The sequence below is a fragment of the Streptococcus downii genome, from assembly GCF_004353325.1.
GTDB classification, from domain to species: domain Bacteria; phylum Bacillota; class Bacilli; order Lactobacillales; family Streptococcaceae; genus Streptococcus; species Streptococcus downii.
Map to the genome: position 1 here is coordinate 204741 of NZ_MZNX01000009.1, position 18093 is coordinate 222833.

At 42.2% G+C, this 18093-nt stretch carries 19 protein-coding genes, 1 tRNA gene and 1 riboswitch; of the genes, 13 read left to right on the forward strand and 7 right to left on the reverse strand.

Annotated features, from left to right (window positions below; translation table 11 throughout):
* Nucleotides 1-151 precede the first annotated feature (151 nt).
* The 3 genes from E2R31_RS07195 to E2R31_RS07205 all read left to right on the forward strand — a co-directional run bounded on the left by E2R31_RS07195 (nucleotide 152) and on the right by E2R31_RS07205 (nucleotide 1932).
* A tRNA-Thr gene (locus tag E2R31_RS07195) sits at nucleotides 152-224 on the forward strand.
* Nucleotides 225-518: 294 nt separating this feature from the next.
* Nucleotides 519-1388, forward strand: a complete 870-nt coding sequence (locus tag E2R31_RS07200; protein ID WP_049518940.1) for a DUF6287 domain-containing protein — start codon at nucleotides 519-521, stop codon at nucleotides 1386-1388.
* A 226-nt stretch (nucleotides 1389-1614) separates the two neighbouring features.
* Entirely contained in the window at nucleotides 1615-1932 is a 318-nt protein-coding gene (locus E2R31_RS07205) for a hypothetical protein (RefSeq protein ID WP_042902605.1), read from the forward strand.
* A gap of 28 nt (nucleotides 1933-1960) precedes the next feature.
* Here E2R31_RS07205 and E2R31_RS07210 read toward each other — a convergent pair whose 3' ends face one another.
* Both E2R31_RS07210 and E2R31_RS07215 read right to left on the reverse strand, forming a co-directional pair.
* Nucleotides 1961-3760, reverse strand: coding sequence for an N-acetylmuramoyl-L-alanine amidase (locus tag E2R31_RS07210; protein ID WP_049518941.1), 1800 nt, complete (start codon nucleotides 3758-3760; stop codon nucleotides 1961-1963).
* Between the two features lie 44 nt (nucleotides 3761-3804).
* The gene (locus E2R31_RS07215) at nucleotides 3805-4713 is read right to left on the reverse strand and encodes a LysR family transcriptional regulator (protein ID WP_001222578.1); all 909 of its coding nucleotides are present in this window, start codon (nucleotides 4711-4713) and stop codon (nucleotides 3805-3807) included.
* Nucleotides 4714-4815: 102 nt separating this feature from the next.
* On the opposite strand from E2R31_RS07215, the gene E2R31_RS07220 reads away from it, so the two are divergent.
* The 3 genes from E2R31_RS07220 (at nucleotide 4816) to E2R31_RS07230 (ending at nucleotide 5746) form a co-directional block, all read left to right on the forward strand.
* A complete protein-coding gene (locus tag E2R31_RS07220) occupies nucleotides 4816-5049 on the forward strand; it encodes a YqgQ family protein (protein WP_044135604.1) in 234 nt (77 codons plus the stop codon).
* Nucleotides 5046-5426, forward strand: coding sequence for a rhodanese-like domain-containing protein (locus E2R31_RS07225; RefSeq protein ID WP_049518942.1), 381 nt, complete (start codon nucleotides 5046-5048; stop codon nucleotides 5424-5426). Before E2R31_RS07220 ends, E2R31_RS07225 begins: the two co-directional genes overlap by 4 nt.
* 86 nt (nucleotides 5427-5512) lie before the next feature.
* The gene (locus E2R31_RS07230) at nucleotides 5513-5746 is read left to right on the forward strand and encodes a hypothetical protein (RefSeq protein WP_001088138.1); all 234 of its coding nucleotides are present in this window, start codon (nucleotides 5513-5515) and stop codon (nucleotides 5744-5746) included.
* A gap of 40 nt (nucleotides 5747-5786) precedes the next feature.
* On the opposite strand, the gene E2R31_RS07235 is transcribed toward E2R31_RS07230, so the two are convergent.
* Nucleotides 5787-6512 (reverse strand): 16S rRNA pseudouridine(516) synthase, encoded by a 726-nt coding sequence (locus E2R31_RS07235; RefSeq protein WP_132973688.1) that lies wholly within the window; start codon nucleotides 6510-6512, stop codon nucleotides 5787-5789.
* A gap of 158 nt (nucleotides 6513-6670) precedes the next feature.
* On the opposite strand from E2R31_RS07235, the gene typA reads away from it, so the two are divergent.
* On the forward strand, nucleotides 6671-8512 hold the full coding sequence (gene typA, locus E2R31_RS07240) for a translational GTPase TypA (protein WP_132973690.1): 1842 nt from the start codon (nucleotides 6671-6673) through the stop codon (nucleotides 8510-8512).
* Nucleotides 8513-8531: 19 nt separating this feature from the next.
* A complete protein-coding gene (locus E2R31_RS07245; protein ID WP_000262659.1) occupies nucleotides 8532-8786 on the forward strand; it encodes a DUF3165 family protein in 255 nt (84 codons plus the stop codon).
* 321 nt (nucleotides 8787-9107) lie between these two features.
* Here E2R31_RS07245 and E2R31_RS07250 read toward each other — a convergent pair whose 3' ends face one another.
* The 4 genes from E2R31_RS07250 to E2R31_RS07265 form a co-directional block, all read right to left on the reverse strand.
* On the reverse strand, nucleotides 9108-10370 hold the full coding sequence (locus E2R31_RS07250; protein ID WP_132973692.1) for a nucleobase:cation symporter-2 family protein: 1263 nt from the start codon (nucleotides 10368-10370) through the stop codon (nucleotides 9108-9110).
* Nucleotides 10370-10951, reverse strand: a complete 582-nt coding sequence (locus E2R31_RS07255) for a xanthine phosphoribosyltransferase (RefSeq protein WP_132973694.1) — start codon at nucleotides 10949-10951, stop codon at nucleotides 10370-10372. Before E2R31_RS07255 ends, E2R31_RS07250 begins: the two co-directional genes overlap by 1 nt.
* A gap of 124 nt (nucleotides 10952-11075) precedes the next feature.
* Nucleotides 11076-11171, reverse strand: a riboswitch (purine riboswitch).
* A gap of 131 nt (nucleotides 11172-11302) precedes the next feature.
* Nucleotides 11303-11689 carry a bleomycin resistance protein gene (locus E2R31_RS07260; protein WP_000386231.1) on the reverse strand — a complete coding sequence of 129 codons (387 nt, stop codon included), beginning with the start codon at nucleotides 11687-11689 and terminating at the stop codon, nucleotides 11303-11305.
* Between the two features lie 11 nt (nucleotides 11690-11700).
* The gene (locus E2R31_RS07265) at nucleotides 11701-12528 is read right to left on the reverse strand and encodes an exodeoxyribonuclease III (protein ID WP_132973696.1); all 828 of its coding nucleotides are present in this window, start codon (nucleotides 12526-12528) and stop codon (nucleotides 11701-11703) included.
* 133 nt (nucleotides 12529-12661) lie between these two features.
* On the opposite strand from E2R31_RS07265, the gene E2R31_RS07270 reads away from it, so the two are divergent.
* The 5 genes from E2R31_RS07270 to E2R31_RS07290 all read left to right on the forward strand — a co-directional run bounded on the left by E2R31_RS07270 (nucleotide 12662) and on the right by E2R31_RS07290 (nucleotide 18078).
* Complete coding sequence (locus E2R31_RS07270) at nucleotides 12662-13117, forward strand: DUF3290 family protein (protein WP_132973698.1); 456 nt, start codon at nucleotides 12662-12664, stop codon at nucleotides 13115-13117.
* On the forward strand, nucleotides 13114-13749 hold the full coding sequence (locus E2R31_RS07275; protein WP_132973700.1) for a DUF421 domain-containing protein: 636 nt from the start codon (nucleotides 13114-13116) through the stop codon (nucleotides 13747-13749). Before E2R31_RS07270 ends, E2R31_RS07275 begins: the two co-directional genes overlap by 4 nt.
* 54 nt (nucleotides 13750-13803) lie before the next feature.
* Nucleotides 13804-15549 carry an ABC transporter ATP-binding protein gene (locus E2R31_RS07280; RefSeq protein WP_132973702.1) on the forward strand — a complete coding sequence of 582 codons (1746 nt, stop codon included), beginning with the start codon at nucleotides 13804-13806 and terminating at the stop codon, nucleotides 15547-15549.
* Nucleotides 15539-17281 carry an ABC transporter ATP-binding protein gene (locus tag E2R31_RS07285; protein ID WP_132973704.1) on the forward strand — a complete coding sequence of 581 codons (1743 nt, stop codon included), beginning with the start codon at nucleotides 15539-15541 and terminating at the stop codon, nucleotides 17279-17281. The genes E2R31_RS07280 and E2R31_RS07285 overlap by 11 nt, the downstream gene beginning before the upstream one ends.
* Before the next feature lie 104 nt (nucleotides 17282-17385).
* Nucleotides 17386-18078, forward strand: coding sequence for a sugar transferase (locus E2R31_RS07290; RefSeq protein ID WP_000922228.1), 693 nt, complete (start codon nucleotides 17386-17388; stop codon nucleotides 18076-18078).
* Nucleotides 18079-18093 lie beyond the last annotated feature (15 nt).

Consider the following 18093-nt stretch of genomic DNA (forward strand, 5'->3'; position numbering starts at 1 on the left):
ATTGATTTATAAATATATTATTTAGATTTCTATGAAAATGGGAGATTTAATAGAGATATATGTAAAAGCCTTGTCTCAGGACAGGCTTTTTCTAATGGAGATAAAAATTTCTTGACATCTATTCTCAGAGTGCTATACTAAAAGGGTAATCGCCGATTTAGCTCAGTTGGTAGAGCAACGCACTCGTAACGCGTAGGTCACAGGTTCAAGCCCTGCAATCGGCAGAATCAAGAAGTCCAAACGGGCTTCTTTTTTTGTAAATATAGGAAAGGTGGAACGTTTGAGATAGGTTCTATTTAACGTCAGAAACTCCTACTTATAAATTAAAACTAAAATTTATATTTTGTGGTATAATATATTTTAATAAGCACTTGTTTTCGTTCCGTTTTAGAGGACTATAGGCTGTTAATCATTCTAGAATTTTTTGCATAGATTTTCTAAAAATTATAAAAATCCGTGGATAATAACGAATGAAGTCTAGCAAGCTAGGCTGAATATAAATCAAAAAGGAGAAAATTATGAATAAGAAAGAACGGGAAAGACAATTTGAAGAGATTAACGGACGTAAGCGGTCAGAATCAAAGTTGACTCCAAATAAAAAAATAAAAATCTATATTGGCATAGCACTCGCTGTTTTAGTCACTCTTATCTTGGTAAGTATTTTCTCATATTTTCTGATTGTAAAGAAAGAGTCAAATCAAGCATCGTCTGCTGTTTCAACTACAGAGTCAACAAGTCAATCGTCTACAAGCCAAGGAAAGACAGATGAGACTGATAAGGATAAACAAGAGGAAATTCAGAAACTCAAGGATCAACTGACTGCTTTAGATACCAAAATTACGGAAGCAGAAGCATTTGTTAGCAAGTTCAAGAAAGAAACTGCTGTTCCAAAATTAGATATTGAAGCAATTAAGAACAATGACTTGTCTAGTTTAGAAGGTACTTGGCGTAGTCAATCTGGTAATGAATACATTATTAATGATTCTGGAGAAGTACGTGCGACTTGGTTTACAAATGATCAAAAGTACGAATCTGTAGTTGGATTAAAGGTATCAAAAGGACAAGATAATCGTAACCCTGAGACAGCGTCTATCAGTGCATGGGTAAAAGATTCTGTTGCTGGAGGATTTGTAATAGTAGCTGTGCCAAGTGGAGTCGTTATGCAACCTGCTGATGACGGAAAGATTACGGATAAAAGCAATCATACTGAGGAAAGACTACTTTCAGGACAAGATTATGGGTCTATGTTAATGAAACCAGAAAATGTTTATTATCGTGTGAAACCAGATACCAGTAAACTTGAGGAAGCAGAAAAGAACTTAGCTCAACTACAAGCAGACCGTGAATCAATCAAATCTTCTCTAGAGCCAAAGGAAAAGAAAAACTAGATGGTATTCGTTCAAAAATATTGTTACAATCGGCAGAATCAAGAAGCCCATTAGTGCTTCTTTTTCTTTTGTTACAAATATTCAACCACTTAGACAGAGATATTGACCAGATAGGCAAAAGGGCTTGTTCTTGAAAAATTCCTCTGCTATAATGGTTCATGTAAGGGGCGTGAGGGGTCAGTATCAGACAACTCAAGAACCTAAAAAAGAAAATGGAGACAAAAAAATGAAAAAATTATTAGGACTTGTATTTTTAGTAGCAGCAGCGCTAGTATTGTATTTCGGTTCTGTTGGATGGCCAAGTTTGGATGTCAACCTCTGGTCACTCATTCCGGTAGGATTGTTCCTCTATTTCACACTAGAAAACTTTTTGAAAAAAGATTACAAGGCTAGTCTGATGTGCTTGATCATTGCCTTTATCATCGCAAATGCTATTTTTGATCTTTTGCCAATTTCAAGTGGTTTGGTGATTGGTGCTGGTGTGCTAGCTTGTGTAGGAATTGGCTACCTCTTTCCTGATAAGGATAAAAAAGAAGATAAATAAAAAGTCTCGAGATTTCTCGAGACTTTTTTTATCGACCAGCGTAATATTTTTGGATCCCCTTTACGATGCCTGCGACCAGTTTGTCTTGGTAGTGGCTATCTCTGATTTGTTGGTTTTCGGAGAAATTATCCATATATCCAAGCTCTAGGAGAACGGCTGGTTTGGCGGTTTCGCGTAGTACGGCATAGCTGCTCTCCAACAGGCCAGCATCCTTGGCTCCTGTTTCTGCTAGAAGAGAGGAGTGGATGGCAGCGGCGAGGCGTTTGCTTTCACTCATACGATCAGGGTGATTGTGCCAGTATTTATTAATCTTACTTGGATAATCAGGTTCATCGCTATAGGAGTAGGTTTGAATACCGCTCGCTTTTGAGTAGGTATTACCAGTAGCGTTGAAGTGAATACTGATAAAAATATCAGAGTTGGTCTTATTAACCATACGAGAACGTTCGGTAACAAAATCAACGTCAATATCACTATCACGAGAAGTGAGGACCTTGTAGCCTAGTTCTTCTAACTTAGTACGAAGCTTACGGTAAATCTGCATGTTGAGATCTTTTTCAGCTACATTGTAGTAAAAGGCACCTGAATCTCGACCACCGTGTCCAGGATCTAGGAAGATGGTATTGCTGTATAGTCCTTTTGTAAATCCACCTTCAGTTGAAACTTCAGAAATCCATTGGCCGTATTTTTGGAACAGGTGTTCCTTACCGTCTATCTTGTAAGTTCCTGAAACATAATGCCCATTATCATCTAGGTAGTAGCGTGCTTTGTCAGAGTTATCGTAAATCCATTCGCTCTTTGCCATGTAACCACCTGACTTGAGGTAGTATGCTCCAATCCACTCCTGATTTGCATAACGGCCATCCGCTTTTAGATAGAACCAGCTCTTGTAGGCTTTATCGAAGATCCACTCATTCTCCGCCATGGCTCCACTGGTTTTAAGGTAGTAGCTTTCTTTCCATTTGTCTGCTAGCATTCCACCATTCTGGTCAAATGAGTACCAGGAACCTTGAATCTTTTGCCAGTTGTCTTGGATATATCTCCCTGACCCGTTCGCATAGAACCAAGTATCCTTGATTTTGACCCAGTTGTTTTCTGCCATAGCTCCACTCTGGTTGAAGAGGTAGCCCTTGAAGGTTGTCGCACTCAGCATTCCACCGTCTTTGTCAAAGTAATACCAAGAACCGTTGACTTTCTCCCATTTATCCTGCGAGATCTTTCCAGAAGGAGCGACATAGTACCAAATTTGATCTAATTTTGTCCAGCCCTTTTCCGCCATAGCCCCGCTTTTTGTGAGCAGATAGCCGTCAACGGCAGTGTTGCTGAGCATGCTTCCAGTTTGGTCAAAATAGTACCAAGAACCATTGATTTTTTTCCAAGTGTTCAGAGCTAGTCGTCCAGAAGGATCAGCATAGTACCATTGATTGTCCAGTTTGGTCCAGCTATTTTCTATCATGACACCATCTTGGTCAAAGGCATAACCTTTGTAGATAGTAGAATGAAGACGATTACCATCTTGATCGAAGTAGTACCATTTGCCTTGGATTTGTTTCCAGTTCAAAGCAGGTTTATCATCTTGGTAAAAACGCCAGTGGTGATTTTCTTGGTACCATCCTTCTTTTTTGGGCTTGTCTTCTTGCACATTTACTTTCGGAAGAACTTCTGATTTAGAGTTTTCCTCAACACTCGATTCCTTCTTTTCTTCTTTGGCAATTGCTTCCTTGACAGCAGATGTGGATTGAGTAGTGTTTTCTTCTCCTAAGACGGATGCGGGTGCTAATCCTGCGATTGAAAGGATTAAAGCACTGGTCAGTAGTATCTTTTTCACTTTTTATTTCCTAACTTTTTCTTTTCTCTTTTTCATTTTTCCTATTAATTATCGAATTGAACTTCTTCTAGTAAGTATTCGATAAAGCGTTCGCCCATCTTAGACAGGCTGGTTTTTTCATGCTGGATATAGACTAGTTCAATCGGGTCGTCAATGTCCAGTGGAATGGAAACGATATTGTCTCCGTTGAGGTTGCTGTTCAATATCCCTGTTGCAATGGTGTAACCATCCAAACCAATCAAAAGATTAAAGAGGGTGGCACGGTCACTGACTACGATGGATTTCTTGTGGTGCTCTTGTGAAAGAATCTCCTCTGAAAAGTAGAAGGAGTTGTGCGTCCCCTGGTCGTAACTGAGGTAAGGAAAATCTTCTAAATCAGCCAGTTTGACCTTGTCTTTTTTAGCTAGAGGATTGGTCTTGCTAACAAAGATATGGGGTTGAGCGGTAAAGAGGTGGTGGGCTAAGAGGTGATTGTCATCTAGCATTTTCGTTAAAACATCGCGGTTGTAGCTGTTTAAAAAGAGGACACCGACCTCACTACGGAAGTTCTTGACATCGTCAATAATCTCCCAAGTCCGAGTTTCACGAAGGAAAAGTTCGTATTTTTCCATATCACTTTTCTTGAGCAAAGAGACAAAGGCATTGACTACAAAGGCATAGTGCTGGGAGGAAACGCTGAAAAGTTCGCGGTGGGCGATAGGATTTTTATAGCGTTCCTCCAAAAGCTGAGTTTGCTCAACGACCTGACGGGCATAGGAGAGAAACTCCATCCCATCACGAGTCAAGGTAATGCCCTTGGGATTGCGGATAAAGATTTCAATGCCCATTTCATTTTCCAAGTCTCGAACGGCATTAGAGAGACTGGGTTGGGTAATAAAGAGTTGCTTGGCTGCCTCATTCATAGAGCCAGTTTCGACGATTTTAATAATATAGTGTAGTTGTTGAATTCTCATGTTTTTATTGTACCATACTTGCGGAAGAATGGGCAATGAAGACGAAGAAAATAGGGGGAAAGAGCCGGTCCAGTATTGAAAAAAACTCCAAAATCTGTTAGAATGGAAGCTATGAAAACATTCTATGATGTGCAGCAATTTCTCAAACAGTTTGGCATTATTGTTTACATGGGGAAGCGTTTGTATGATATTGAACTGATGAAGCTCGAACTCTCTCGGATCTATGATGCAGGTCTGATGGACAAGCTAGACTATCTAGAGGCGGAAGCTGTTCTTCGTAGAGAGCACAAGATAGAATTAGACTACATAGAGAAAAATGGAGATAAGAACTTATGACAATTTGGTTTTTGTGGGGAATCGTACTAGCGATGGCAGCATGGATGGGGTATAACTACCTTCGTATTCGTCGTGCGGCTAAGATTGTGGATAATGCAGAATTTGAAGCCTTGATTCGGAAAGGGCAATTGATTGACATCCGTGAACCAGCAGAATTTCACAGAAAACATATCCTCGGAGCTCGCAATATTCCTTCAAATCAGTTGAAGTCAAGCCTTGCAGCCCTTCGTAAGGATAAACCTGTCCTTCTCTATGAAAACCAACGCGGACAAGGAGTGACCAATGCAGCACTTTATTTGAAAAAACAAGGTTTTTCTGAGATTTATATCCTTTCTTATGGATTGGATTCTTGGAACGGGAAAGTCAAGACTAGCTAACATTCTGTTAAAAACTGTCGAATGATAGATAAAGCTTGCATTTTATGGTATCATCATTTATATTAATTTTAAGGAGATTTTATAATATGAATTCACAACAAAAGAAAAAACCTTCACTTATTTTAGGTATCTTATCTATCGTCCTTGGTTTGCTATCGCCAATAGTGGGTCTGATTTTGGGGATCATAGGATTGGTCTTGGCTTTTTCATACCAAAAAGAATCTGGACTGGACTATAAAACAGAAAAAATTCTCAATATCGTAGGACTTGTAGTTTCTGTTCTTAACTGGATTCTAGCAATCGCAATAGTTTTTAGATAAGCAAAAAACAAAAAAGCTTTAAATATAAAGCTTTTTTGTTTTATCGACTCATCTCTAAATAGTTTTTAATGATTTCCAATTCCTCTGGATTCAAGGAACGGTATTGTCCTTCTGCTAGTTCTGGGTCTAATGTAAAGTCACCGAACTGGACTCGTTTTAGGGCAGTCACCTTGACACCAACTGAGAGGAACATTTTTTTAACCTGATGAAATTTGCCCTCAGAGATAGTGATGGAGGCCCGGCTCTCTGTTGGGCTTGCGGACAGGATTTCAAGCTGAGCAGGTTTACAAGTGGTCCCATCTAAAAAGACAATCCCATCTTTGAATTTTTGGATATGGTCTGACGTGAGCGGTCCGTTTACTACCACTTGATAGGATTTATCGACATGGTACTGGGGATGAAGGAGCTGAAAGCCAAGAGGTCCATTGTTTGTTAAAAGGAGCAGTCCCGTCGTATCGCGGTCTAATCTGCCGACAGCATAGAGCTGGTCAGACTGGATGTCAGGTGGGAGTAGGTCCATGACGGTTGGCAGTTTCTTATCCTTGCTAGCTGTAACGACTCCGTTTGGCTTATGAAGCATGAGATAGTTGTGCTCGTATCCTTGAATCTGCCGTCCTTGAAAGACTAGTTTTTGCAATCCTGTATCAACATTTTGGGCGAGGGAGCGAGCTGGATAATCATCCACTAGGATTTCTTTTTTTAACAGAGCGTGTTTCATAGCCTTGCGACTGACCATTTCTTGGGCTAATAATCTATCTAAACGCATACCAGCTTATCATATCATAAGTCTCTGACTTTGAAAAGAGTTGCCTTGACTAGAAAAGCAGAGTGAAAACATTTACACTTAGCTGAACTGTGATTTTTGAATGAGACTGTGGTATAATTGTTCAGTTAGAAATAAAAATTTAAATATTAGAGGAAATCATGACAAAATTAAGAGAAGATATCCGTAACATTGCGATTATCGCCCACGTTGACCACGGTAAAACAACCCTCGTTGATGAATTATTGAAGCAGTCTGAAACTCTTGATGCACGTACTGAATTGGCAGAGCGTGCTATGGACTCAAACGATATCGAAAAAGAGCGTGGAATTACTATCCTTGCGAAAAATACAGCCGTAGCCTACAACGGAACTCGTATCAATATAATGGACACACCAGGACACGCGGACTTCGGTGGAGAAGTTGAGCGTATCATGAAAATGGTTGATGGTGTTGTCTTGGTCGTAGATGCCTACGAAGGAACAATGCCACAGACTCGTTTCGTATTGAAAAAAGCCTTGGAACAAGACCTTGTCCCAATCGTGGTTGTCAACAAAATCGATAAACCATCAGCTCGTCCAGCAGAAGTAGTAGACGAAGTATTGGAGCTCTTCATTGAGCTTGGTGCAGACGATGACCAGCTTGATTTCCCAGTGGTGTATGCTTCAGCTATCAACGGGACTTCTTCATTGTCAGATGATCCAGCTGATCAAGAAAAAACAATGGCGCCAATCTTTGACACCATCATCGACCATATCCCAGCTCCAGTGGACAACTCAGATGAACCGTTACAGTTCCAAGTCTCACTCTTGGACTACAATGACTTCGTAGGACGTATCGGTATTGGTCGTGTCTTCCGTGGTAGTGTGAAAGTTGGGGACCAAGTTACCCTTTCTAAACTAGATGGTACAACGAAGAACTTCCGTGTTACAAAACTCTTCGGTTTCTTTGGTTTGGAACGTCGTGAAATCCAAGAAGCTAAAGCAGGTGACTTGATTGCCGTTTCAGGTATGGAAGATATCTTTGTTGGTGAGACGATTACACCGACAGATGCAGTTGAGCCTCTTCCAATCCTTCACATCGATGAGCCAACGCTTCAAATGACCTTCTTGGTCAACAACTCACCATTTGCTGGTAAAGAAGGTAAATGGGTGACTTCTCGTAAGGTGGAAGAACGCTTGCAAGCAGAATTGCAAACAGACGTTTCCCTACGAGTTGACCCAACGGACTCACCAGATAAATGGACTGTCTCAGGTCGTGGAGAATTGCACTTGTCAATCCTGATTGAAACCATGCGTCGTGAGGGTTATGAACTTCAAGTATCTCGTCCAGAAGTTATCGTAAAAGAGATTGATGGTGTTAAATGTGAGCCATTTGAACGTGTTCAAATCGATACTCCAGAAGAATACCAAGGATCTGTTATCCACAGCCTTTCTGAACGTAAGGGTGAAATGTTGGATATGATTTCAACTGGTAATGGTCAAACTCGTTTGGTCTTCCTTGTTCCAGCGCGTGGTTTGATCGGATATTCAACTGAGTTCTTGTCAATGACTCGTGGTTACGGTATTATGAACCATACCTTTGACCAATATTTGCCATTGATTCCAGGTGAAATTGGGGGACGTCACCGTGGTGCCCTTGTTTCCATCGATGCTGGTAAGGCTACAACTTACTCAATCATGTCTATCGAAGAACGTGGAACCATCTTTGTCAACCCAGGTACTGAGGTTTACGAAGGAATGATCATCGGTGAAAACTCTCGTGAAAACGACTTGACAGTGAATATCACCAAGGCCAAACAAATGACCAACGTCCGTTCAGCTACTAAGGACCAAACAGCTGTTATCAAGACACCTCGTATCTTGACACTTGAAGAGTCTCTTGAGTTCTTGAACGACGATGAGTACATGGAAGTAACGCCTGAGTCTATCCGTTTGCGTAAGCAAATCCTTAACAAGGCAGAGCGCGAGAAAGCCAACAAAAAGAAAAAATCAGCTGAATAAGAGCTAGAAAGAGATAAAGATGGTCTATTTAATCATAGGGATACTCTTATTACTACTCTATGTATTTGCGACACCCCAAAGCATCAAAGGAACAGTCAACATCGTTATCTTGGTCTTTGTAGTTGTTGCACTCTTGATTTTGCTGATGTTGTCCATCTTGCAGATCTTCCAATTACCGACAGAATTCTTTGTCACAATCGCCATGCTGGCTCTAGCCTACTTTAGCTTGAGAGACATTACGCTCATGCCTGTAAAAAAGGGTAAGAGAAGATAATAGAAGAGGCTGGGTAATGACTCAATTTGAGGAGAAAATCTAGCAAATTTTTCCCTGATAAAACGCATAATATCAAGGTTTTTGAATGCCTGATATTATGCGTTTTTATGATTTTTAAAACTTTTTGAGCGACCTATTAGAAAGTGGATACTCTTACAATTATTTTGGAAATAATTTAATTTCTGATTTAACGTATATTTTCTCAGAAGGACTATTATTCCAACTTTTTCAAGGGTAGTCTTATTTTGGACCGAAAGAAAAAGATTGAAGAAATCGTCCAAAATGAACTTTTCTTCAATCTGGAGGTTCGTACCTCTTTTTTTATTTCTTTTTCCGATTTAATACTGCATTGAGGACAATGGCGAGGAGGCTTGCCACGACGATTCCGTTTGAGAAGAACATTTGGAAGGCTGTTGGCATGCTGACAAAGAGATTGCTATTGTTGAGTCCGACACCTGCAGCGATTGATACAGCTGCGATAAGGAAGTTGTGTTCATTGTTAGCAAAGTCAACGCGGGCGAGGATTTGCATTCCTTGAAGGGAAACAAAACCAAACATCACCAGCATGGCCCCTCCAAGGACAGGACTCGGAATGATTTGGGCGAGGGCACCAAACTTAGGAAGGAGTCCAAGGAGGACTAGGAAACCAGCTGCGTAGTAGATTGGCAGGCGGGTCTTGATACCAGATAATTTAACCAAACCAACGTTTTGTGAAAATCCTGTGTAAGGGAAGGTGTTAAAGATTCCTCCGAGAAGTACAGCCAAACCTTCTGCTCGGTAACCGTTGCGAAGGCGCGTGCTGTCGATTGGGTCATTGGTGATATCAGACAAGGCTAGGTAAACACCAGTGGACTCAACCATAGACACCGTTGCGATGATACACATCATGACGATGGATGAGATTTCAAAGGTTGGGATACCAAAGTAGAGTGGAGTTGGGACATGGACAAGCGGTGCTGCCGCAACAGGGGAGAAATCTACCAATCCCATGGTAGCAGCAATGGCAGTTCCGACAACCAGACCAATCAAAATAGAGATAGACTTGATAAATCCTTTGGTAAAGATGTTAATCAAGAGGATAATCAGAACAGTGATAGCTGCAAGCAAGAGGCTTTGACCAGTTGGCTCTGGAACATTATTTCCCATATTTCCAATAGCAACAGGAATCAAGGTCAATCCAATCGTGGTAATGACAGAGCCCGTTACGATAGATGGGAAAAGATTGGCAACTTTTGAGAAAATGCCTGAAATCAGAACTACATAAATCCCTGAAACGATAAGGGCACCAAACATAGCACCGCTACCGTGGCTTTGCCCAATCATAATTAAAGGAGCGACGGATTGGAAGGCAACTCCAAGAACGACTGGTAGCCCAACACCAAAGTATTTGTTGAGTTGGAGTTGGAGGAAGGTGGCCACCCCACACATGAATATATCTGTAGAAATCAGGTAGGTCAACTGCTCAGCTGAATAGCCAAGAGCTGTCGCAATCATGATGGGAACTAGGATAGAACCTGAGTACATGGCTAGTAAGTGCTGTAAGCCAAGAACGGCTGCTTGCGAGTGTTTTTCTTGTTGTTGCATTAGAGATCTGCCTCCTTAAATACGACCTGACCATTTTCAAAACGATCCAAACGAGCGAGTGATAGAACTGGATAGCCAGCTTTCTCGAGCAAATCACGACCATCCTGGAAGGATTTTTCGATAACAATACCGATGGCTTCGATTTTAGCTCCGGCCTGTTCAATAATTTGGATCAAGCCTTTGGCAGCTTGTCCATTGGCTAGGAAATCATCGATAATCAAGACCTTGTCCTCAGGTGAGAGGAATTTTCCAGCGATGGAAACCGTGCTCGTCACCTGCTTGGTAAAGGAGTAAACCTCAGCAGTTAAGATGCCTTCGTTCATAGTGATGTTTTTAGCTTTCTTTGCGAAAATCATGGGAACATCTAAGGCTTCAGCTGTAAAAACAGCTGGGGCGATCCCTGAAGCTTCAATCGTTACAACCTTGGTAATGCCAGCAGATGCGAATTTTTCCGCAAAAACCTTACCAATCTCCCGCATCAAACGATAGTCAACTTGGTGGGTTAAAAAGGAATCTACCTTGAGGATGTTGTCACCCAAGATCTGCCCATCCTCAAGGATGCGCTCTTCTAATAATTTCATAAGACCTCCTAAAGTCTAAACTCTTTTGTGTTTTTCTATCGCCTTTATCATCTCAAAAAGGGCTAGAAAAAAGGACCTACTTAACAGATAAGCAAGCCCTCAAAATAGGTATGTCTAAAAACATACCCTCAACAGACTTACTCATTGTTAGGTGTTCCGGCACCTTGTAGAAACGTCGTGCCAATTCACGACATAAACAAGTAAAATGATATTCAATTTTAAATAGGCTACTGCCAATGTTTTTATTTTACACCAATTAGCTTTATAAATCAAATATTTTGTTAGCAAATAGATCATAAAAGCGAACGAAAAAGCCTACAAGGCTAGATAGTATTGTAGACTTCGATTATTCTATTCGCTAAATCTTAGAAAATAACCATCTGGATCCAAAATCGCAAATTCATGAGGGTAAATAAAGCTATCTCCCACTCGAAATTCTCTTTTTGTCAGCGGACGATGGATAGGATGGTCAGCTTCCAGCAGTTTTTGGTGGAGCTGAGGGACATCTTCAATACCAAAGGAAATATTGACACCGCGCCCGAAAGGATAGGTTAGTTGGGCTAATTCTTCTGTGCTGCCTTCTTCTAGCATAAGTTGGCAGTCTTCAAGCGAGAGGAAGAGAAATTTCTCCTCTGGACGCTCGTATTCGACAGAAAATCCCAGCAAGTCGCAGTAGAAGTGGCGTGACTTTTCGAGGTCAGATACTACAAATTCAGGAATGACAGCTTGATAGTCCATTAGCTTTCTCCTTAGAGTTCAATTTCCAATACAATCGGCGTATGGTCTTGACGCGCACCTGAGTCAATCATGTCAGACTTAGTCACCTTGTCAGCCACGCGATTGCTGGTAAGCCAGTAGTCTATTCTCCATCCTGTATTGTTGATTTTAGAAGTCTTGCTGCGTTGTGCCCACCAAGTATAGCGCTCTGGGACATCACCGTGAATGTGGCGGAAGGTATCGGTAAATCCAGTTGCTAAGAGGTTGGTAAACCCAGCACGTTCCTCGTCTGTAAATCCAGGTGAACGGCGGTTGCTGGCAGGATTTGCAAGGTCGATTTCCTTGTGGGCTACGTTGTAGTCTCCGGTCGCAAGTACTGGTTTTTCTTTGTCTAGTTCAGCCAAGTACTCCGCATATTTGACATCCCAGACCTGACGTTCTTCCAAGCGTTTGAGGCCGTCGCCAGCGTTTGGAGTGTAAACTTGGGTCACGAAAAATTCATCAAATTCTAGAGTGATGATACGGCCTTCCAAGTCCATGGTAGAAGGGGCACCGATTTCTGGGAAAGTGACAGTGGGTGTGAGTTCTTTCTTATAAAGGAACATGGTTCCAGCATAGCCTTTGCGGGCAGGTTCCTGAGAAGAGCGCCACGTGTTTTCGTAGCCTGGGAAGAGTTCTTCTAAAATTTCCAAGTGTTTCTTTGTAGGACCCTTGGCAGAAAGCTTGGTTTCTTGGATAGCGATGATATCAGCATTTTCAGCGACCAAGGTTTGTAGTACTTCTTGGGACAATTTGGCACGAGTTGAGTCACTAGTTAGGGCAGCATTGAGGGAATCAATATTCCATGATATGAGTTTCATAAACTTACCTTTTTCATTCAGATTACAGACTATATTATACCAAAAAAAGGCGTATTTCCCCAACGTATGGTTTGAAAAATCACCCTCTTTCGTTTATAATTAAGAATGATTTTATGAAAGGGAGTGAAAATAAATGAAATTTTACTCATATGACTATGTACTTAGCCAAATCAGTCAGCAAAATGGCATCATGATTGGCTTTGGAATTGTTCTCCTAGCTATCACAGGATTTTTTGCTTTTAAAGCCTATCGAGATAAAAAGGGGACTAAGTTTCGGGAATTGGTCATGATTTTGGCCTTGACCTTGGTGGCCATGCTTTTGGTGACAATCTCAAAATACCAGACCAATCAAGCCTCTAACAACCAATTTCAAACCTCCCTTCATTTCATCGAGCTTGTTTCCAAAGACTTGGGAGTGGATAAATCAGAAGTTTATGTCAATACTTCTGCAGCCACTGATGGAGCGCTTGTCAAGGTAGGTCCAAATTTCTACCGCGCCATGAACGGGAGCCAACCAGACAAGTATCTTTTAGAGAAATTAGAATTGCATCAAACAGACGCTATTGAATTGGTGGAGGTAAACAAATGACACTCAATTATATGGAAATTTTAATCAAACTGGCCTTGGGGCTCTTCTCGCTTGTTTTTGTTATCAATGTGACAGGAAAGGGGAACCTAGCACCTAACTCTGCGACAGACCAAATTCAGAACTATGTACTCGGGGGTATCATCGGTGGGGTGATTTACAATAGTGCCATCAGTATCCTTCAGTATGCAGTTATCCTGATTATGTGGACCATTCTGGTCTTGACCCTCAAGTGGCTCAATAACAATGTTCGTTTTGTCAAACGCTTGATTGATGGAAAACCAACTCTCCTTATCAAAAATGGGCAGATTGACCCAGAAGCCTGTCGTTCAGTTGGTTTGTCTGCAGCAGAAGTTGCTCTCAAACTTCGTAGCCAAGGGATTTTCCAGATGAAACAGGTCAAATGCGCTGTGCAGGAGCAAAATGGCCAACTCATCGTGGTCCAAATGGGGGATGAAAATCCTAAGTATCCAGTTGTGACTGACGGTGTGATCCAAGTAGATGTTTTGGAATCGATTGGTCGTAGCGAAGAGTGGTTGCTTGATAACCTCAGCAAACAAGGGCATGACAATGTAGCCAATATCTTTATCGCTGAGTATGACAAGGGTGTCGTCTCAGTCGTAACCTATGAATAAGAAAAACCTGGGGTCTTGGCCTCAGGTTTCAATTTGCAATCAGAAAGGGATTTTATGTCCATTATTCAAAAACTTTGGTGGTTTTTCAAGTTAGAAAAACGCCGTTATCTAGTCGGGATTGTGGCCTTGGTCTTGGTTTCCGTCCTCAATCTCATTCCCCCCATGGTCATGGGACGGGTAATTGACGCCATAACGTCGGGGCAATTAACCCAGCAGGACCTCCTTCTTAATCTATTTTATCTACTGCTGGCAGCCTTTGGGATGTACTATCTGCGCTATGTTTGGCGCATGTATATCCTTGGGACTTCCTACCGTTTGGGGCAGATTATGCGGTCTCGCTTGTTTGAGCATTTTACCAAGATGTCGCCAGCCTTTTATCAAGCATATCGGACAGGGGACCTGATGGCACACGCCACCAATGATATCAATGCCTTAACCCGTTTAGCAGGTGGAGGAGTCATGTCAGCAGTGGATGCCTCTATCACGGCACTGGTGACTTTGCTGACCATGCTCTTTAGCATTTCTTGGCAGATGACTCTGGTTGCCATTCTTCCCTTGCCTTTTATGGCTTATGCGACCAGTCGTTTAGGGAGAAAGACCCACAAGGCCTTTGGCGAGTCACAAGCTGCCTTTTCCGAACTCAATAACAAGGTGCAGGAGTCTGTATCAGGTAGCAAGGTGACCAAGTCTTTCGGTTATCAGGCGGATGAGTTGAAGTCCTTTCAAGCGGTCAATGAATTGACCTTCCAAAAGAATCTCCAAACCATGAAATACGACAGTCTCTTTGACCCCATGGTTCTCTTGTTTGTTGGTTCGTCCTATGTTTTAACTCTCTTGGTCGGTTCTTTGATGGTTCAGAAAGGGCAAATCACGGTTGGGAATCTGGTCACCTTTATTAGCTACTTGGATATGCTAGTTTGGCCTCTTATGGCTATCGGTTTCCTCTTTAATATTACTCAGCGAGGGAAGGTTTCTTACCAACGGATTGAGGATCTTTTATCTCAGGAATCACCTGTAAAAGACCCTGAGTTTCCTCTGGATAGTATTGAAAATGGACGCTTGGAGTATGCCGTTGAAAGCTTTGCCTTTGAAAATGAAGAAACACTGACTGATATTCACTTTAGCTTGGCAAAAGGGCAAACTCTGGGCTTGGTTGGTCAGACAGGCTCTGGGAAAACGTCCTTGATCAAACTTCTCTTGCGTGAGTACGATGTGGATAAGGGTGCCATTTACCTAAACGATCACGATATTCGCGATTATCGTCTGACAGACCTTCGCAGTCTAATAGGCTATGTCCCTCAAGATCAGTTCCTCTTTGCGACTTCAATCATAGACAATATCCGCTTTGGCAATCCTAATTTACCCCTTTCAACGGTCGAGGAAGCGACTAAGCTAGCCCAAGTTTATCAAGATATTGTAGCCATGCCCCAAGGATTTGATGCCCTCATCGGTGAAAAGGGGGTCAGTCTTTCTGGTGGTCAAAAGCAACGTCTGGCCATGAGTCGGGCAATGATTTTAGACCCTGATATCTTGATTCTAGATGATTCCTTGTCCGCCGTGGATGCTAAGACAGAGTATGCGATTATCGACAATCTCAAGGAGACACGGAAGGACAAGACAACCATTATCACAGCCCATCGCCTCAGTGCGGTTGTCCATGCAGATCTAATCTTGGTTCTGCAAAATGGTCAAATTATCGAACGGGGTAGACACGAAGACCTGCTAGCTATGGATGGCTGGTATGCCCAAACCTATCAGTCTCAGCAGTTGGAAATGAAAGGAGAAGAAGATGCAGAATAAACAAGAACAGTGGACTGTGTTAAAACGCTTGCTGTCCTATCTCAAGCCTTATGGTCTCCTGACTTTTTTTGCCCTTACCTTTCTTCTAGCGACTACGGTCATTAAAAGTGTGATTCCCCTGGTTGCTTCCCACTTTATCGACCAGTATCTCAGCAATCTCAACCAACTTGCTGTGACCGTTTTGCTGGTCTACTATGGTCTTTACATCCTACAAACTCTAGTTCAGTATGTTGGCAATCTTCTCTTTGCGCGGGTCTCCTACAGTATTGTTAGGGATATTCGTCGCGATGCCTTTGCCAATATGGAGAAACTGGGCATGTCCTATTTTGACAAGACGCCAGCTGGTTCGATCGTCTCTCGTTTGACCAATGATACCGAGACCATCAGCGATATGTTTTCAGGGATTTTGTCCAGTTTTATCTCAGCAGTTTTTATCTTTCTGACAACCCTGTATACCATGTTGGTGTTGGATTTTCGTTTGACAGCTTTGGTCTTGCTCTTTCTTCCTTTGATTGTCCTTTTGGTCAATCTCTATCGGAAAAAGTCAGTTAAAATCATCGAAAAAACTAGAAGTCTCTTGTCGGATATCAATAGTAAGCTAGCAGAGAATATCGAGGGAATTAGGATTATCCAGGCTTTTAATCAAGAGAAGCGTCTGCAGGCAGAATTTGATGAGATTAATCAAGAACATTTGGTCTATGCCAACCGTTCTGTAGCCTTGGACGCCCTCTTTTTACGTCCTGCCATGAGTTTACTGAAACTCCTAGGCTACGCTGTTTTGATGGCTTATTTTGGCTACCGTGGGCTTTATCTGGGAATAACAGCAGGAACCATGTATGCCTTTATCCAGTACATCAACCGTCTCTTTGATCCCCTGATTGAGGTGACGCAAAACTTTTCAACCCTTCAAACTTCTATGGTTTCTGCAGGCCGTGTTTTTGCCTTGATTGATGAGAGGACCTATGAGCCTCTTCAAGAAGATGGGCAAGCTAAAGTCAAAGAAGGCAATATTCGGTTTGAGCACGTGTGTTTCTCATATGATGGCAAACACCAGATTCTGGATGATATTTCCTTTTCAGTTAACAAGGGCGAAACCATTGCCTTTGTAGGCCATACAGGTTCGGGGAAATCATCTATTATCAATGTCCTCATGCGTTTTTATGAATTTCAGTCAGGTCGAGTTCTCTTGGATGATGTGGATATCAGGAACTACAGTCAGGAAGAGCTGAGAAAGAACATCGGTCTGGTCTTGCAGGATCCCTTCCTCTATCATGGGACCATTAAGTCCAATATCGCCATGTACCAAGAGATCAGTGATGACCAGGTCCAGGCTGCAGCAGCCTTCGTGAATGCAGATTCCTTTATCCAAGAACTTCCTCAGGGTTATGATTCCCCTGTTTCTGAGCGTGGCTCCAGTTTTTCAACAGGTCAGCGTCAGCTTCTTGCCTTTGCCAGAACAGTCGCCAGTCAGCCTAAAATCCTGATTTTGGATGAAGCGACAGCCAATATTGACTCTGAAACAGAAAGTTTGGTTCAAGCTTCTCTGGCTAAGATGAGACAGGGACGGACAACCATTGCCATTGCTCATCGCCTTTCTACCATCCAAGACGCCAACTGTATCTATGTTTTGGACAAGGGGCGCATCATCGAGAGTGGAACCCATGAGGAACTCTTGGTCTTGGGAGGAACCTATCACAAGATGTATAGTTTGCAGGCAGGGGCTCTTACCTAAAGAAGAATTCCTCTAAATTACAGATTTCTTGCACCGCCTTTTCCATTTTGTGGTATAATGAAAAATGTTGACAAATAGTATAATAAAAACAAAGGAGAAACAGCATGCTGAAATGGGAAGACTTGCCCGTGGAAATGCAATCAAGCGAGGTTGAGTCTTACTACCAGCTTGTCTCTAAAAGGAAAGGTTCGCTGATCTTCAAGCGTTGTCTGGACTGGGTTCTGGCCTTGGTTTTACTGATTTTGACTTCCCCAATCTTTCTCATCTTGAGTATTTGGATCAAGTTGGATAGCAAGGGACCTGTCATTTACAAGCAAGAGCGCGTGACCCAGTACAACCGTTCGTTCAAGATTTGGAAGTTCCGTACTATGGTAACGGATGCGGATAAAAAAGGAAGTCTAGTGACTTCTGCTAACGATAGCCGTATTACCAAAGTGGGAAATTTCATTCGCCGTGTGCGCTTGGACGAACTACCTCAGCTAGTCAATGTCCTTAAAGGCGAGATGTCCTTTGTTGGGACACGACCTGAGGTGCCACGCTACACGGAGCAGTATAGTCCTGAAATGATGGCGACCTTGCTCTTGCCAGCAGGAATCACCTCTCCAGCTAGTATCAACTACAAGGATGAGGACACGATCATCAGTCAAATGACGGAGAAAGGTCTGTCAGTTGACCAGGCCTATGTCGAACATGTCCTTCCTGAAAAGATGCGCTATAACCTCGCCTATCTCCGAGAGTTTAGTTTCCTTGGAGACATCAAAATCATGTTTCAAACCGTGTTTGAGGTACTAAAATAAAGTAGTCATGAGAAA

What these genes read in the sequence shown, in the direction of transcription:
- E2R31_RS07200 (WP_049518940.1), top strand. Translation starts at nt 519, where the DNA reads ATGAATAAGAAAGAACGGGAAAGACAATTTGAAGAGATTAACGGACGT.
- E2R31_RS07205 (WP_042902605.1), top strand. Translation starts at nt 1,615, where the DNA reads ATGAAAAAATTATTAGGACTTGTATTTTTAGTAGCAGCAGCGCTAGTA.
- E2R31_RS07215 (WP_001222578.1), bottom strand. Translation starts at nt 4,713, where the DNA reads ATGAGAATTCAACAACTACACTATATTATTAAAATCGTCGAAACTGGC.
- E2R31_RS07220 (WP_044135604.1), top strand. Translation starts at nt 4,816, where the DNA reads ATGGAAGCTATGAAAACATTCTATGATGTGCAGCAATTTCTCAAACAG.
- E2R31_RS07225 (WP_049518942.1), top strand. Translation starts at nt 5,046, where the DNA reads ATGACAATTTGGTTTTTGTGGGGAATCGTACTAGCGATGGCAGCATGG.
- E2R31_RS07230 (WP_001088138.1), top strand. Translation starts at nt 5,513, where the DNA reads ATGAATTCACAACAAAAGAAAAAACCTTCACTTATTTTAGGTATCTTA.
- E2R31_RS07235 (WP_132973688.1), bottom strand. Translation starts at nt 6,512, where the DNA reads ATGCGTTTAGATAGATTATTAGCCCAAGAAATGGTCAGTCGCAAGGCT.
- typA (WP_132973690.1), top strand. Translation starts at nt 6,671, where the DNA reads ATGACAAAATTAAGAGAAGATATCCGTAACATTGCGATTATCGCCCAC.
- E2R31_RS07245 (WP_000262659.1), top strand. Translation starts at nt 8,532, where the DNA reads ATGGTCTATTTAATCATAGGGATACTCTTATTACTACTCTATGTATTT.
- E2R31_RS07250 (WP_132973692.1), bottom strand. Translation starts at nt 10,370, where the DNA reads ATGCAACAACAAGAAAAACACTCGCAAGCAGCCGTTCTTGGCTTACAG.
- E2R31_RS07255 (WP_132973694.1), bottom strand. Translation starts at nt 10,951, where the DNA reads ATGAAATTATTAGAAGAGCGCATCCTTGAGGATGGGCAGATCTTGGGT.
- E2R31_RS07260 (WP_000386231.1), bottom strand. Translation starts at nt 11,689, where the DNA reads ATGGACTATCAAGCTGTCATTCCTGAATTTGTAGTATCTGACCTCGAA.
- E2R31_RS07265 (WP_132973696.1), bottom strand. Translation starts at nt 12,528, where the DNA reads ATGAAACTCATATCATGGAATATTGATTCCCTCAATGCTGCCCTAACT.
- E2R31_RS07270 (WP_132973698.1), top strand. Translation starts at nt 12,662, where the DNA reads ATGAAATTTTACTCATATGACTATGTACTTAGCCAAATCAGTCAGCAA.
- E2R31_RS07275 (WP_132973700.1), top strand. Translation starts at nt 13,114, where the DNA reads ATGACACTCAATTATATGGAAATTTTAATCAAACTGGCCTTGGGGCTC.
- E2R31_RS07280 (WP_132973702.1), top strand. Translation starts at nt 13,804, where the DNA reads ATGTCCATTATTCAAAAACTTTGGTGGTTTTTCAAGTTAGAAAAACGC.
- E2R31_RS07285 (WP_132973704.1), top strand. Translation starts at nt 15,539, where the DNA reads ATGCAGAATAAACAAGAACAGTGGACTGTGTTAAAACGCTTGCTGTCC.
- E2R31_RS07290 (WP_000922228.1), top strand. Translation starts at nt 17,386, where the DNA reads ATGCTGAAATGGGAAGACTTGCCCGTGGAAATGCAATCAAGCGAGGTT.